12 protein-coding genes are annotated in these 14,461 nt (G+C 59.4%); 9 read left to right on the plus strand and 3 right to left on the minus strand.

The features are described from left to right. Positions 1 to 103: 103 nt before the first annotated feature. Positions 104 to 721, minus strand: a complete 618-nt coding sequence (gene sodA / locus EBC_RS24300; RefSeq protein WP_041692466.1) for a superoxide dismutase [Mn] — start codon at positions 719 to 721, stop codon at positions 104 to 106. A gap of 196 nt (positions 722 to 917) precedes the next feature. After that, entirely contained in the window at positions 918 to 2,258 is a 1,341-nt protein-coding gene (locus EBC_RS24305; RefSeq protein ID WP_013204531.1) for an aspartate aminotransferase family protein, read from the minus strand. A 174-nt stretch (positions 2,259 to 2,432) separates the two neighbouring features. Here EBC_RS24305 and EBC_RS24310 point away from each other — a divergent pair, with 174 nt between their 5' ends. Beyond that, the gene (locus EBC_RS24310; protein ID WP_013204532.1) at positions 2,433 to 3,209 is read left to right on the plus strand and encodes a DeoR/GlpR family DNA-binding transcription regulator; all 777 of its coding nucleotides are present in this window, start codon (positions 2,433 to 2,435) and stop codon (positions 3,207 to 3,209) included. 8 nt (positions 3,210 to 3,217) lie between these two features. Here EBC_RS24310 and fdhD read toward each other — a convergent pair whose 3' ends face one another. Next, on the minus strand, positions 3,218 to 4,036 hold the full coding sequence (gene fdhD / locus EBC_RS24315; protein ID WP_013204533.1) for a formate dehydrogenase accessory sulfurtransferase FdhD: 819 nt from the start codon (positions 4,034 to 4,036) through the stop codon (positions 3,218 to 3,220). A gap of 151 nt (positions 4,037 to 4,187) precedes the next feature. Here fdhD and fdnG point away from each other — a divergent pair, with 151 nt between their 5' ends. From fdnG to EBC_RS24360, 8 genes are all read left to right on the plus strand, one after another. Next, entirely contained in the window at positions 4,188 to 7,235 is a 3,048-nt protein-coding gene (fdnG, locus tag EBC_RS24325) for a formate dehydrogenase-N subunit alpha (protein WP_157868043.1), read from the plus strand. A 28-nt stretch (positions 7,236 to 7,263) separates the two neighbouring features. Further along, complete coding sequence (fdxH, locus tag EBC_RS24330; RefSeq protein WP_013204536.1) at positions 7,264 to 8,160, plus strand: formate dehydrogenase subunit beta; 897 nt, start codon at positions 7,264 to 7,266, stop codon at positions 8,158 to 8,160. Continuing rightward, on the plus strand, positions 8,157 to 8,780 hold the full coding sequence (gene fdoI / locus EBC_RS24335) for a formate dehydrogenase cytochrome b556 subunit (protein WP_013204537.1): 624 nt from the start codon (positions 8,157 to 8,159) through the stop codon (positions 8,778 to 8,780). The genes fdxH and fdoI overlap by 4 nt, the downstream gene beginning before the upstream one ends. A 165-nt stretch (positions 8,781 to 8,945) precedes the next feature. After that, the gene (fdhE, locus tag EBC_RS24340) at positions 8,946 to 9,869 is read left to right on the plus strand and encodes a formate dehydrogenase accessory protein FdhE (RefSeq protein WP_013204538.1); all 924 of its coding nucleotides are present in this window, start codon (positions 8,946 to 8,948) and stop codon (positions 9,867 to 9,869) included. 84 nt (positions 9,870 to 9,953) lie between these two features. Further along, positions 9,954 to 10,565, plus strand: coding sequence for a glutathione S-transferase (locus EBC_RS24345; RefSeq protein ID WP_013204539.1), 612 nt, complete (start codon positions 9,954 to 9,956; stop codon positions 10,563 to 10,565). Positions 10,566 to 10,582: 17 nt separating this feature from the next. Beyond that, entirely contained in the window at positions 10,583 to 11,962 is a 1,380-nt protein-coding gene (gene selA / locus EBC_RS24350) for an L-seryl-tRNA(Sec) selenium transferase (RefSeq protein WP_013204540.1), read from the plus strand. Continuing rightward, positions 11,959 to 13,794, plus strand: a complete 1,836-nt coding sequence (gene selB, locus EBC_RS24355) for a selenocysteine-specific translation elongation factor (protein WP_013204541.1) — start codon at positions 11,959 to 11,961, stop codon at positions 13,792 to 13,794. Before selA ends, selB begins: the two co-directional genes overlap by 4 nt. After that, positions 13,794 to 14,459: a DUF1345 domain-containing protein gene (locus EBC_RS24360; RefSeq protein ID WP_013204542.1), complete on the plus strand. Its 666-nt coding sequence runs from the start codon at positions 13,794 to 13,796 to the stop codon at positions 14,457 to 14,459. The genes selB and EBC_RS24360 overlap by 1 nt, the downstream gene beginning before the upstream one ends. Positions 14,460 to 14,461 lie beyond the last annotated feature (2 nt).

The following is a 14,461-nucleotide window of genomic DNA, read 5'->3' on the forward strand; positions in this document are numbered from 1 at the left end:
GGAATGCGCAGAATGAACAGGAACTCTAATTAATTAGCAGGCAATAAAAAACCGACGAAGCGGACTCCGTCGGTTTATCGTCACGAATTAACGTGGCGGGGATTTATTTTGCTGCTGAGAAAAGCGCTGCCGCCTGATCCCAGTTAGCCACATCCCAGAACGCCTTGATGTAATCAGGACGTTTGTTCTGATACTTCAGATAGTAGGCGTGTTCCCACACGTCCAGACCCAGAATTGGGGTACCGGATGCGCCAGAGATCGCTTCGCCCATCAGCGGGCTGTCCTGGTTTGCTGTGGAAACAACGGCCAGCTTGTCGCCTTTCTTAACCAGCCACGCCCAGCCAGAACCGAAACGGGTGGTTGCCGCTTTTTCGAATTCAGCTTTGAACGCGTCAACGCTGCCGAAATCTTTTTCGATAGCCGCTTTCAGGTCGCCGCTCAGGGTTGTGCCGGTTTTCAGGCCTTTCCAGAAGAAGCTGTGGTTTGAGTGGCCGCCTGCGTTGTTACGCAGTGCTGCTTTCTTATCGGCAGGAACCTGATCCAGTTTAGCGATCAGCTCATCAACAGGCAGATCGGCAAACTCAGTCCCTTCCAGCGCCGCGTTGGCGTTGTTGACGTAAGCCTGGTGGTGTTTGCTGTGATGGATTTCCATCGTCTGCTTGTCGAAATGCGGTTCCAGTGCGTCGTATGCGTAAGGCAAGGATGGCAGTGAATAACTCATGTTCATCATCTCCATTTAATGGTGGGCGGCGCTGTTTCTGTTAGCACCGCGTAAGCAGTCGGATCATTATAGTTAAATAAACGATCCGTAAAAGGGTTATCAATGCCCCGACGTTTATAAGGGTTTACTGCGCAGCAGGCGCAGCGGCGCTTTTATGCCCTTTCCCTGCTGGGATAAAACCAAACGGTCTAAGGCTTTATTTCCCTAATGCTGCCAACGATTTATCCAACGCGCCAACCAGCCAGTCGATATCGCTCTCCTGGAACGCCAACGGCGGACGCAGTTTCAGCACATTGCCATACGGCCCCGCCACCGAGGTCAGCACGCGGTTTTCACGCAGCTTCTCGGTGACATCCAGCGCCAGCTGTTTGTCCGGCGTTTTGCTGGTTTTATCGGTCACCAGCTCGAAGCCGATAAACAGCCCGGCACCGCGCACATCGCCGACGCATTCGTATTTGTCTTTCAGCGTCAGCAGTTCACGCAGCAGCTTCTCGCCGACCACGCGGCTGTGTTCCTGCAGCCCTTCTTCCTTAATCACTTTCAACACCGCCTGCGCCGCCGCCATCGCCACCGGGTTACCGCCGAAGGTGTTGAAGTACGGAATATCGTCGCTGAAGGAGGCCAGCACATCGCTTTTGGCCAGCAGTGCCGACACCGGAATGCCGTTACCCATCGGCTTGCCGGTGGTGACGATATCCGGCACCACGCCATGGCGGGCAAAGCCCCAGAACGCATCGCCGGTACGGGCGAAACCTGGCTGCACTTCATCGGCAATAAAGATCCCGCCGTTTTTATGCACCACGTCCACCGCTTTCTTCAGAAAGCCTTTTGGCCCCGGCAGCACGCCGTCAGAGGAGAAAATGGAGTCGGCGAGGAAGCCGGCAAACTTGATGCCGTTGGCTGCCATATCATCAATCTGCTTCTGAATTTCAGCCGCGAACCAGTCACCCAGATCGGGCGCGGTGACGCGATAACGATCGGGCGGGGACACCAGCCGGGTAGTGGTCGCCAGCGGCTGACCGGTGCCCAGCGCGGGCGAGACGCCAGACGTTAAGTCACTGGTGCCGTGATAGGCTTCCTGGCTGACGATAATGCCGGTGCCGCCGCTGTGCGCACGGGCAACACGGATCGCCAGGTCATTGGCTTCTGAACCGGTACACATGTACATGGCGCGGTCGATTTCAGATGGCATGGTCGCCAGCAGTTCTTCGGAGTAATCAAGGATACGTTCGTGAAGGTAGCGGGTATGGGTGTTCAGCTGCTGCATCTGCTGGTAAACCGCGTCGATCACCGCCGGATGGCAGTGACCAATACTGGCGACGTTGTTATAGGCGTCGAGGTATTTATCGCCGTTGGCATCCCAGAGATACTGGCCCGCACCTTTCACCAGATGGACCGGCTTACGGTAGAACAGACGGTAAGATTCACCCAGCACCTTGCTGCGTTTATCGGTCAGTTTACGTACATCAGCATCCAGGCCGTCGGCATGCTCGGCGCGAAAGCTGTTGGTGTCCATGATGGTCGAACGTGTAGCCATGATAACTCCCGTTGCGAAGTGAGAAATGAACGGGCAACCCGTGCGCCCGGATACCTTCATCATGGCAAGTTTTTGACAAAATGCAACCAAATACACAAATACAATAAAATACACATGCAGCGACCGACGATGTCGGTTAGGCTATGCCCATCCCCACTGGAAAAGGACACCACTATGCTGCAGGAAACCCGTTTACATCGCATTCGCGCGCTGCTGACCACGCTGAATCACGTCAGCACCGAGCGGATCATCCGGGAGCTGGGGATTTCCAGGGAAACCGCCCGCAGAGACATTATCGAGCTGGAGGCCCTCGGGCTGGCGCGGCGGGTCCACGGTGGGCTGATTGCGCTGGATGCCGAGCCGGAGCCGCCGTTAACCGTCCGCAGCGAGGTTCGCGCGCGGGAAAAGCGTGCCATTGCCCGCGCCGCCGCGCAGCGGTTGAAGCCGGGGCAAACCTTGTTTCTCGATGCAGGCAGTACCACCACCATGCTGGCGGAAGAGCTGCGCACCATGTCCGGCCTGACCATCATCACCAACAGCCTGAATGCGGCGCTGAAGCTGTCGGCGGCCGAAGAGCATGAGACGCTGAATAATTCGGTGATTTTGCTGGGTGGCAGCATGCTGGCTGGCGCGCAGGAAACGCGCGGTGAGCTGACCGTCGGCGAAATCTTCCGTTATCGCGCCGATGTGGCGCTGATGTCGCCGGTGGGTATCGAGGCGAAAAATGGCGCCAGCAGTTTTCATCCGCACGAAGCGGCGATTGCGCGGGCGATGGCGCAGCAGGCCACGCAGCTGATATTGCTGGCCGATCACAGCAAACTGGGGCTGACCAGCCGCATGAATTATGCGGCGATCAAGGACATTACTGCGCTGATTACCGACAGCGGCGCGGCCAGCCTTCCGGCGTTTGCGGCGCTGGAAAAAGCGCTGCCGGAGGTGGTGCTGGCCTGAGCCGGAAGTCAGATCAGTCTTTGCGGGTGGGTGTAGACGGTGGCGCGGCCCGGTTTGCTGAAGCCGACCAGCGTCAGGTTGCTGCGTTCGGCGACCTCAACCGCCAGTTTGGTGGCCGCCGAGACCGCAAACAGGATCTCAATGCCGCACATCGCGGATTTTTGCACCATCTCATAGCTTGCCCGGCTCGATACTAACGCCGCGCCCTGTTGCCAGCCCGGCTGCTGGCATCGCAACCCCAGCAGCTTATCCAGCGCCACATGGCGACCCACATCCTCGCAGCCGCCGACCAGATTGCCGTCGGGCATGATCCAGGCCGCAGCGTGCGTACAGCCGGTCAGCTGCCCCACCGGTTGGAAACTTTTTAGCTGGGATAAGGCTTCATCCAGACGGGCGATTTCAAAGGTCTGGCTGAACGGCAGCGGTTGCAGCGGTTTGCCGATTTCCGCCAGCTGCTCCACGCCACACACGCCGCAGCCTGTGCGTCCCGCCATCGCCCGGCGTTGCTCTTTCAGCCCCATAAACCGGCGGCTGGACAGCTCAACCTGCACCTCAATGCCGCCGCACGACGGCTGGATCTCAATGCCGTAAATATCCGCCGGCGAGGCGATAATCCCTTCCGACAGCGAGAAGCCAATGGCGAAGGCTTCAAGGTCTTTTGGCGTCGCCATCATCACCACATGCGAGATGCCGTTATACACCAGCGCCACCGGCACCTCATCCGCCAGCCAGTCTGGCTCCGGGGTGTCCAGCGATCGACGCTGCCGCACCTCGACCTGGCTCAGCCCTGCGATCTCACTCACAATCTCGTCACATTTACTGCTCATATTCACCTGAAACCCATCCCACGGACTACGACCACATAGTTACTGTGGTAATGTTTTAACCACAAGCGTTCAGAAAAGATTCTAAAGATTCTGAACCTGTGACCGCCTTATCGCAAAACTTATTGAGCACTGTCGAAACAGGAATGACACCATGAATGTCAGCAGAAGAAGCTTCTTCAAAATCTGCGCGGGTGGGATGGCAGGAACCACGGCGGCGATGCTCGGCTTTATGCCGGAGGTCGCGCTGGCGGAAACGCGCCAGTACAAGCTGCTGCGCGCCCGTGAAACGCGTAACACCTGCACCTACTGTTCCGTTGGCTGCGGGCTGTTGATGTACAGCCTGGGTGACGGCGCAAAAAACGCCAAAGAGTCGATTTTCCATATTGAAGGCGACCCGGATCACCCGGTCAGCCGTGGCGCGCTCTGCCCGAAAGGCGCAGGCCTGCTGGACTTTATCCACAGTGAAAGCCGCCTGAAAACCCCTTCCTACCGCGCGCCGGGTTCCGATAAGTGGCAACCCATCAGCTGGGATGAGGCGTTAGATCGCATCGCCAGATTGATGAAAACCGACCGCGACGCCAACTTTATCGAGAAGAACGCCGCCGGCACCACGGTCAACCGCTGGCTGAGCACCGGGATGCTCTGTGCGTCCGCCTCCAGCAACGAAACCGGCTATTTAACGCAGAAATTGACCCGCTCGCTCGGCATGCTTGCCGTCGATAACCAGGCACGCGTCTGACACGGACCTACGGTAGCAAGTCTTGCTCCAACGTTCGGTCGCGGTGCGATGACCAACCACTGGGTTGATATTCGAAATGCGAATGTGGTGATTGTGATGGGTGGCAACGCCGCTGAAGCGCATCCGGTTGGATTCCGCTGGGCGATGGAAGCCAAAATCCATAACAAGGCCAAACTGATTGTGATCGATCCGCGCTTCACCCGAACCGCGTCGGTTGCCGATTTCTACACCCCGATCCGCTCCGGTACTGACATCGCTTTCCTGTCAGGCGTATTGCTGTACCTGATCAGCAACAACAGGATCCAGCGCGAATACGTTGAGGCTTACACCAATGCCAGCCTGATTGTGCGTGAGGATTACCACTTCGACGACGGGCTGTTCAGCGGCTACGACGAAGCCAACCGCAAGTACGATAAAACCAGCTGGAACTACGAACTGGACGAGAGCGGCTTTGCCAAACGTGACCTGACGCTGACCCACCCGCGCTGCGTGTGGAACCTGCTGAAAGAACATGTCAGCCGCTATACGCCGGAGGTGGTGGAATCGCTGTGCGGCACGCCGAAAGCCGATTTCCTCTACGTCTGTCAGGTGCTGGCGGAAACCAGCGCCAACGATCGCACCGCCACCTTCCTCTATGCCCTCGGCTGGACGCAGCACTCGGTAGGCGCGCAGAACATTCGCACCATGGCGATGGTTCAGCTGCTGCTGGGCAATATGGGAATGGCCGGCGGCGGGATTAATGCCCTGCGCGGCCACTCCAATATCCAGGGGCTGACCGATCTGGGGCTGCTGTCGCAGAGCCTGCCGGGCTACATGACGCTGCCGTCAGAAAAACAGGCCGATCTGCAAACCTATCTGACCGCCAATACGCCGAAGCCAACGCTGCCGGGCCAGGTGAACTACTGGAGTAACTATCCAAAGTTCTTCGTCAGCATGATGAAGGCCTTCTACGGCGATAAGGCGCAGAAGGAGAATAACTGGGGATTCGACTGGCTGCCGAAGTGGGACAAAGGCTACGACGTGCTGCAGTACTTCGAGATGATGTCGAAGGGCCAGGTCAACGGCTACCTGTGCCAGGGCTTCAACCCGCTGGCGTCATTCCCGAATAAAAACAAGGTAGTGCAGTCGCTGGCGAAGCTGAAGTTCCTGGTGACCATCGATCCACTGAACACCGAAACCTCCAACTTCTGGCAGAACCACGGCGAGTTTAACGACGTTGACCCGTCGCAGATCCAGACCGAAGTATTCCGCCTGCCGTCCACCTGTTTTGCGGAAGAGAACGGCTCGATCGTCAACTCCGCCCGCTGGCTGCAATGGCACTGGAAAGGGGCGGATGGCCCTGGCGAATCGCGCAATGACGGTGAAATCCTCTCCGGGATTTATCAGCGCCTGCGCGAGATGTATGCCAAAGAGGGCGGCGCGCTGCCGGAGCAGGTGCTGAACATGAGCTGGAACTATCTCACGCCGGACAATCCGGCGTCAGAAGAAGTGGCGATGGAAAGCAACGGCAAGGCGCTGGCGGATCTGATGGACGACAAGGGCACGCTGCTGGCGAAAAAGGGCCAGCAGCTGGGCAGTTTTGCCCTGCTGCGCGATGACGGTTCCACCTCCAGCGGCTGCTGGATCTTTGCCGGCAGCTGGACCGCAGACGGCAACCAGATGGCGCGGCGCGACAACACCGATCCGTCCGGGCTGGGCAACACCCTTAACTGGTCGTGGGCGTGGCCGCTAAACCGCCGCATCCTGTATAACCGCGCCTCTGCGGACCCACAGGGCCAGCCCTGGGATCCGAAACGGGCGCTGCTGCACTGGGATGGCGCGAAGTGGGTCGGGCAGGATATCCCGGACTACAGCACCGCCGCACCGGGCAGCGATGTCGGGCCGTTTATCATGCAGCCGGAAGGGATGGGACGCCTGTTCGCGCTGGATAAAATGGCGGAAGGGCCGTTCCCGGAACATTACGAGCCGTTCGAAACGCCGCTGGGCACCAACCCGCTGCATCCAAAGGTGGTGTCCAATCCGGCCGCGCGCGTGTTTAAGGACGATCTGGCGGCGATGGGCAAAGCGGACAAATTCCCGTATGTCGGCACCACCTACCGTCTGACCGAGCATTTCCACTTCTGGACCAAGCATTCGCTGCTCAACGCCATTGCGCAGCCGGAACAGTTTGTGGAAATCGGTGAGGGGCTGGCGGGCAGGCTGGGAATTGTGGCGGGCGACACGGTGAAGGTGAGTTCAAACCGTGGCTATATCAAAGCCAAGGCGGTAGTCACCAAGCGTATTCGAACGCTGACCGTGGACGGGAAACCGGTCGATACCATCGGCATTCCTATCCACTGGGGCTTTGAGGGCGTGGCGAAAAAAGGCTTCCTCGCCAACACCCTGACGCCAGTTGTCGGCGATGCCAACACGCAAACGCCGGAGTTCAAGGCGTTCCTGGTTAACGTAGAAAAGGCTTAGCCACATTAGCTGGCTAAGGGGAACGATTATGGCTTATCAATCACAGGATATTATTCGTCGTTCCGCCACCAACGGCTTCACGCCTGCCCCGCAGGCGCGCGATCATCAGCTGGAAGTGGCGAAACTGATCGACGTGACCACCTGCATCGGCTGCAAGGCCTGTCAGGTTGCCTGTTCGGAGTGGAACGACCTGCGCGATGAGGTCGGGCATAACGTCGGGGTGTACGACAACCCGGCCGATTTGACCGCCAAATCCTGGACCGTGATGCGCTTTTCCGAGGTGGAGGAGAACGGCAGGCTGGAGTGGCTGATCCGCAAAGATGGCTGCATGCACTGCGCCGATCCCGGCTGCCTGAAGGCCTGCCCGTCCGAAGGCGCGATTATTCAGTACGCCAACGGCATTGTCGATTTTGAGTCCGAGCAGTGCATTGGCTGCGGCTACTGCATTGCCGGCTGTCCGTTCGATGTGCCACGGCTGAATAAAGAGGACAACCGCGTCTATAAATGCACGCTGTGTGTCGATCGTGTCACCGTCGGTCAGGAACCGGCCTGCGTGAAAACCTGCCCCACCGGGGCCATCCACTTTGGCAGCAAAGAGGAGATGAAGCAGGTTGCCGCAGAGCGCGTGACCGAACTGAACAGCCGCGGCTACGACCATGCCGGGCTATACGATCCGGAGGGCGTCGGCGGCACCCACGTGATGTATGTCCTGCATCACGCCAACAAACCTCAGCTGTACCACGGCCTGGCGGAAAACCCGTCGATCAGCCCGGCGGTAACCTTCTGGAAGGGGATCTGGAAACCGCTGGCGGCGATTGGTTTTGCCGCCACCTTCGCGGCCAGCGTGTTCCACTACGTCGGCATCGGGCCGAATCGGGTGGAAGATGACGACGATAACCTGCACGACAGGGAGGAAGACCAATGAGAAAGCGCGATCGCATCCAGCGCTACAGCGCGCCGGAACGCATTAACCACTGGATTGTGGCGTTTTGTTTTGTGTTCGCCGCACTCAGTGGGCTCGGCTTCTTCTTCCCGTCCTTCAACTGGCTGATGCATATTCTCGGCACGCCGCAGCTGGCGCGCATTCTTCACCCGTTTATCGGCGTGATTATGTTTGCCGCCTTCTTGCTGATGTTCCTGCGCTACTGGCGGGATAACCTGATTGAGCGCGACGATCTGGAGTGGGCAAAGAACATCCGTAAAGTGGCGCAAAATGAAGAGGTCGGGGATACCGGCCGCTATAACTTCGGCCAGAAATGCGTGTTCTGGGCGGCGATCGTCAGCCTGCTGTTGTTGTTAGCCAGCGGCATCGTCATCTGGCGGCCTTATTTCGCCGGCGCATTCTCCATCCCAATCATCCGCCTGGCGTTGGTGGTCCATTCCGTCTCGGCGGTGGTGTTAATTATGGTCATCATGGTGCATATCTACGCGGCGCTGTGGGTGAAAGGCACCATCACCGCGATGGTTGAGGGCTGGGTAACGCCGGCCTGGGCAAAAAAACATCACCCGCGCTGGTATCGCCAAATCAGAAAGAATAAACCCTGAAATCAGCCCGTTGCTGGCAGAACCGGGGTGCCGGTGCACCCCGGACGCGGGCAGAAAAATGGCTTAAAATTTCCCAAAACAAGGATCGGGGTGATACCGGGCGCTATAATTCCGAACAGAAATGCGTATTCTGGGCAGATATCCTCACCACAGGAAAAGAGACTGATGACTATTCGCATAATCCCGCAGGAGCAGCTGGAGAAAAGCGACAAAAATGCGGCGGATTTTATTCCGCCGTTACTTTTCCCCAGGTTGAAAAATTTATACAGCCGACGCGCAGCCCGGCTGAGAGAACTGGCAGAGAAAAATCCGCTGGGTGACTACTTACGCTTTGCGGCGGTGGTGGCCAGTGCGCAGGAAATCGTGCTGTACGATCATCCTTTGCAGATGGACCTGCATGCCCGACTGCTGGCGACGGCAGCCAGCGGAAAGCCGCCGCTGGATATCCACACCCTGCCGCGCGATCACCACTGGCAGCGCCTGCTGCACTCGCTGATTGCCGAAATGAAGCCCGAGATGACCGGTCAGGCGCTGGCCTCGCTGGAGAATCTGGAAAAAGCCTCGGCGACCGAGCTGGAAACCATGGCCAGCGCACTGTTCTCTAACGAATTTTCCCAGGTCAGCAGCGATAAATCACCGTTTATCTGGGCGGCGCTGTCGCTGTACTGGGCGCAGATGGCGGCACTTATTCCTGGCAAAGCCCACGCAGAATACGGCGAACAGCGGCAGTTCTGCCCGGTGTGTGCCAGCGTGCCGGTGGCCAGCGTGGTGCATATGGGCACCCAGGGCGGCCTGCGCTATCTGCACTGCAACCTGTGCGAAAGCGAATGGTATGTGGTGCGATCAAAATGCAGCAACTGCGAACAGACCCGTGACCTGCACTACTGGTCACTGGACTCCGAAGTGGCACCGGTTAAAGCGGAAAGCTGCGGCGATTGCGGCACTTACGTGAAAATGCTCTATCAGGAAAAAGATCCGGCGGTTGAGCCGGTGGCGGACGATTTGGCCACCCTGATCCTCGACGCCCGCATGGAGCAGGAAGGATTTTCACGTAGCAGTTTGAATCCCTTCCTTTTTCCGGGAGAATAACGGCAGCCGCTGGGGCCACCTGCGCCAGCGATGCTATCTGTCCACTCCGGCCGACACCCGTCGGCGCCACAGGGGAAATGCGTAATGAAATTGATTGGCACCTATACCAGCCCTTTTGTCCGTAAGATTTCCGTCATCATGCTGGAAAAGGGCATCACGTTTGAATTCATTAACGAAAATCCCTGGACTGATGAGAGCCACGTGCCCGGCTACAATCCGCTGGGAAAAATCCCGGCGCTGGTGACCAGCCCCGGCGAAACCTGGTACGATTCGCATATCATTGCCGCCTATCTGGAACAGATGGACATTGCGCCAGCGCTGGTGCCGCGCGATAAGCTGGCGGCGTTAAAGGTGCTTCAGCTGGAGGCGCTGGCTGACGGCATTGGCGATGCAGCGGTGATTTTGCTGCGTGAACAGATGCGTCCGCCCGAGTTTCAGATGGAAGCGCAACTGCTGCGCCAGCGTGAGAAGATCCAGCGCGGGCTTGATGCACTGGAAATCGAGGCGGCAAAGGGCACGGTGCTCAACAGCGACACGCTGAATCTGGCCGATATCGCCACCGCCTGCCTGATCGGCTTCCTCAACTTCCGCCGGATTGTGCCGGGCTGGTGCGTTGAGCGACCGGCGCTAATCAAACTCGCTGAGAAGATGTTTGCCCGTGACAGCTTTGCCCGTACCGTTCCTCCAACCGCCTGATCCATTATACGGACGTAATGAAGACACTATTCAGTCAGCTTCCCGCCATCGATAGCCTGCTTCGGGAGCCTGCCATGCAGGCTCTGCGCGTTCAGTATGGCCATCAGCAAACCACCGACACCCTGCGCGCCCTGCAACAGGAAGCCCGCGAGCAGATTCTGGCGCAGCAACAGCTTCCCGCCTGGTGCAGCGACTGGCCGCAGGCCGCCGCGGCTCGCCTGCAACGGCAACAGAGCACGGCGCTCAAGCCGGTGCTGAATCTCACCGGCACGGTGCTGCACACCAATCTGGGACGCGCATTGCTGTGTGAAGAGGCCGTTGCGGCGGTGACTCAGGTGATGCGCTCGGCGGTGACGCTGGAGTATGCGCTGGAAGAAGGCGAGCGTGGGCATCGCGACCGCGCGCTGGCTGAGCTGCTGTGCCAGCTGACCGGTGCGGAAGACGCCTGCATCGTCAATAACAATGCCGCCGCCGTGCTGCTGATGCTGGCCGCGCTGGCTCCCGGTAAAGAGGTGGTGGTCTCCCGCGGCGAACTGGTCGAAATCGGCGGCGCGTTCCGCATTCCCGACGTGATGAAGCAGGCGGGCTGCACGCTGACCGAAGTGGGCACCACCAACCGCACGCACCTGAAGGATTACCGCCAGGCGCTGACGGAAAACACCGCGCTGCTGATGAAGGTCCACACCAGTAATTATCAGATTGCCGGCTTTACCTGCTCGGTCGCCGAAAGCGAGCTGGCGACGCTGGGCGAAGAGTGCGGCGTGCCGGTGATCGTCGACCTCGGCAGCGGCTCGCTGATTGACCTCAGTCAGTACGGCCTGCCGGCGGAACCGATGCCGCAGCAGCTGATTGCCGATGGCGTCAGCCTGGTGAGTTTTTCTGGCGACAAGCTGCTTGGCGGCCCGCAGGCCGGCATTATCGTCGGCAAGAAAGCGCTGATCGCCCGTCTTCAGCAACATCCGCTGAAGCGGGCGCTGCGGGTCGACAAAATGACGCTGGCTGCCCTTGAGGCCACGCTGCAGCGCTATCTGCAGCCGGAAACGCTGGCCGTTCAGCTCCCCACGCTGCGCCTGTTAACCCGCACGCCACACTCGATTGCCGAACAGGCCGGGCGCCTGTTGCCGGTGTTGCGCCAGGCCTGTGGCGCGCATTTTTTGGTGGAGATCGCGCCCTGTTTATCGCAGATCGGCAGCGGATCGCTTCCCGTCGATCGCCTGCCCAGCTTTGCGTTGACCCTGACGCCGCACGACGGCTCCGGCAGCCGCCTGCAGCAGTTGGCCGCCGACTGGCGAAAACGCGAGGTGCCGGTCACCGGACGTCTCTCCGCCGGAAAACTCTGGCTGGATCTGCGTTGCCTGGAAGATGAAGAACTGTTTATCAGGATGATTTCGTTATGATTATCGCCACTGCTGGTCACGTCGACCACGGTAAAACGGCGCTGCTGGAAGCGATCACCGGCGTGAATGCCGATCGCCTGCCGGAAGAGAAAAGCCGGGGAATGACCATTGACCTGGGCTACGCCTACTGGCCGCAGCCGGACGGTCGGGTCATCGGCTTTATCGATGTTCCCGGCCATGAAAAATTCCTCGCCAATATGCTGAGCGGCATCGGCGGACTGGATCGCGCGTTGCTGGTGGTGGCCGCCGATGACGGCATTATGCCGCAAACCCTGGAACACCTGGCGATCCTCCAGCTCAGCGCGGTGCCGGCCCTGACCGTCGCCCTCACCAAGGCGGATACGGTTGACGAAGCCCGGCTGCAAACCCTCAGTGGCGACATCACCGCCCTGACGCACGACATGGGCTGGACGATCGATCTGTTTATCACCAGCACCCAGTCCGGGATGGGCATTCCGGCACTGGCTGCGCACCTCAGCCAGCTTCCCGACAGGGAAAGAGCCGCAGGCAAAACTTTCCGTCTGGCCACCGACCGGGCGTTTAACGTCAAGGGCGCGGGCACCGTGGTGACCGGCACCGCGCTCAGCGGCACGGTGAAGGTCGGCGATAAGCTGTGGCTGACCGGCCTGAACAAAGCGGTACGGGTTCGTGGCTTGCATGCGCAGAATCAACCGGTTGAACAGGCGTATGCCGGCCAGCGCATCGCCCTTAATCTGAGCGGCGGCGTGGAAAAAAGCGATATCTCACGCGGTGACTGGCTGCTGGAATCCCCGCCTGAAGCGGCTTTCGATCGCGTTATTGTCGAATTGAGCAGCCACCCGCCGTTGCGCCAGGGACAGCCGCTGCATCTGCATCATGCCGCCAGCCATATCACCGGCCGGATTTCACTGCTGGAAGGCGCGCTGGCGGAGCTGGTGCTGGATAAACCTCTGTGGCTGGCCGATAACGATCGGCTTATCCTGCGCGATATCAGCGCACAACAGACGCTGGCGGGCGCCCGCGTGGTGCAGCTTACGCCGAGGCGGCGTGGCAAGCGTCAGCCGGACTATCTGCGCTGGTTACATCAGCTGGCACAGTCTGCTGAGGATCCGCAGGCGATTGCGCTGTACCTGAAAGCCCAGCCGTGCCGCAGAGAAGCGCTAAGCTGGGCCCGGCAGTTAACGCCGGCGGCGCTGGCCGCCTGTGTGGCAACGATTGCGCCGGTTGAGGCCGGTGACACTCTGCTGCTGAGCGACACGGCAGAAATGTGGCAGGAGCAGGTATTACTGACGCTGGCGGAGTACCATCAGAATAACGGCGATCGTGCCGGTCTTGGCCGCGATCGGTTGCGCCGCATGGCGCTGCCCAACTTGCCCGACACCGTTGGCCTGGCGTTAATCGATCGCCTGTCGGCCAGCGGTAAACTGAGCAATAACCGGGGCTGGTTGCATCTTGACGGCTTCAGTATTCAGTTTGAGCCGGACGAAGCCGCGCTCTGGCAGCAGTGCGAGCCGCTGTTTGCCCATAACGCCTGGTGGGTCAGGGATCTGGCGACCACCCTTGCCGTGGACGAAGAACGTATGCGGCAGGTGCTGCGCAAGGCGGCCCAGGCCGGGTACATCACCGCGATTGTGAAAGACCGCTATTTCCTCAGCGAACAGATGAAGGCGCTGGCCGATATGATCCGCCAGCGTGATGCAGAAGGACACGCCACCAGCGCGGCGGATTTCCGCGACAGCCTTGGAGTGGGTCGCAAGCTTGCCGTACAGATTTTGGAGTTTTTCGACCGCAGCGGCTTTACCCGTCGCAAGGGCAACGACCATTTACTCAGGGATGCCGGGATGTTCCTTTAATGAAAACACTGCACGTTCTGAAGCACTACTATCACGCCCGTCCCCGCCTGTTGGTGGCCTTAGTGCTGGCCGTGGTGTGCTTTTTCTTTTTACCGGGGCAGCAGCCGCTGGTGCAGAGGCTGTTGGTCAGCTGGAACGTGCTCGCCTGGCTGTACCTGCTGTTCCTTTGGTGGCTGCTGTTAAGAACGCCAACCGATCGGATTGCCCATATCGCCCGCGAACAGGATGAAAGCGCCGGCACCGTGCTGGCCCTGGTGTGCCTGACCTGCCTGGTCAGCCTGCTGACCATTCTGTTTGAGCTGACGGCCGTTAAGCATCTGCCGCAGGCGCAGCAGGCCGGCCACATTGCCCTGACCGCCGCCACGCTGGTGGTTTCCTGGTCGCTGTTGCCGACCGCCTTTGCCATGCACTATGCCCACCTGTATTACCAGCAAGAGGGGCAAGGCGAAAAAACGCTGCTGTTCCCCGAAAAACCCGAGCAGCCAGGCTACTGGGATTTTATTTACTACGCCTTCACCATCGCGGTGGCCGCGCAGACGGCGGATGTCTCCACCGGCAATACCCGGGTTCGCCGCATTACCACCCTGCAGGCGGTGTTATCGTTCTTGTTTAATCTGGCCATCCTGGGCCTGTCGATCAACGTCGCCGCAGGCTTGCTCAGCTGACC

It is taken from the genome of Erwinia billingiae Eb661 (assembly GCF_000196615.1).
Lineage (GTDB): Bacteria > Pseudomonadota > Gammaproteobacteria > Enterobacterales > Enterobacteriaceae > Erwinia > Erwinia billingiae.

Coding starts and splice junctions, on each gene's coding strand:
- EBC_RS24310 (WP_013204532.1), top strand. CDS start 2,433: ATGCTGCAGGAAACCCGTTTACATCGCATTCGCGCGCTGCTGACCACG.
- EBC_RS24305 (WP_013204531.1), bottom strand. CDS start 2,258: ATGGCTACACGTTCGACCATCATGGACACCAACAGCTTTCGCGCCGAG.
- sodA (WP_041692466.1), bottom strand. CDS start 721: ATGAGTTATTCACTGCCATCCTTGCCTTACGCATACGACGCACTGGAA.
- fdoI (WP_013204537.1), top strand. CDS start 8,157: ATGAGAAAGCGCGATCGCATCCAGCGCTACAGCGCGCCGGAACGCATT.
- selB (WP_013204541.1), top strand. CDS start 11,959: ATGATTATCGCCACTGCTGGTCACGTCGACCACGGTAAAACGGCGCTG.
- fdhD (WP_013204533.1), bottom strand. CDS start 4,036: ATGAGCAGTAAATGTGACGAGATTGTGAGTGAGATCGCAGGGCTGAGC.
- EBC_RS24360 (WP_013204542.1), top strand. CDS start 13,794: ATGAAAACACTGCACGTTCTGAAGCACTACTATCACGCCCGTCCCCGC.
- fdhE (WP_013204538.1), top strand. CDS start 8,946: ATGACTATTCGCATAATCCCGCAGGAGCAGCTGGAGAAAAGCGACAAA.
- EBC_RS24345 (WP_013204539.1), top strand. CDS start 9,954: ATGAAATTGATTGGCACCTATACCAGCCCTTTTGTCCGTAAGATTTCC.
- fdxH (WP_013204536.1), top strand. CDS start 7,264: ATGGCTTATCAATCACAGGATATTATTCGTCGTTCCGCCACCAACGGC.
- selA (WP_013204540.1), top strand. CDS start 10,583: ATGAAGACACTATTCAGTCAGCTTCCCGCCATCGATAGCCTGCTTCGG.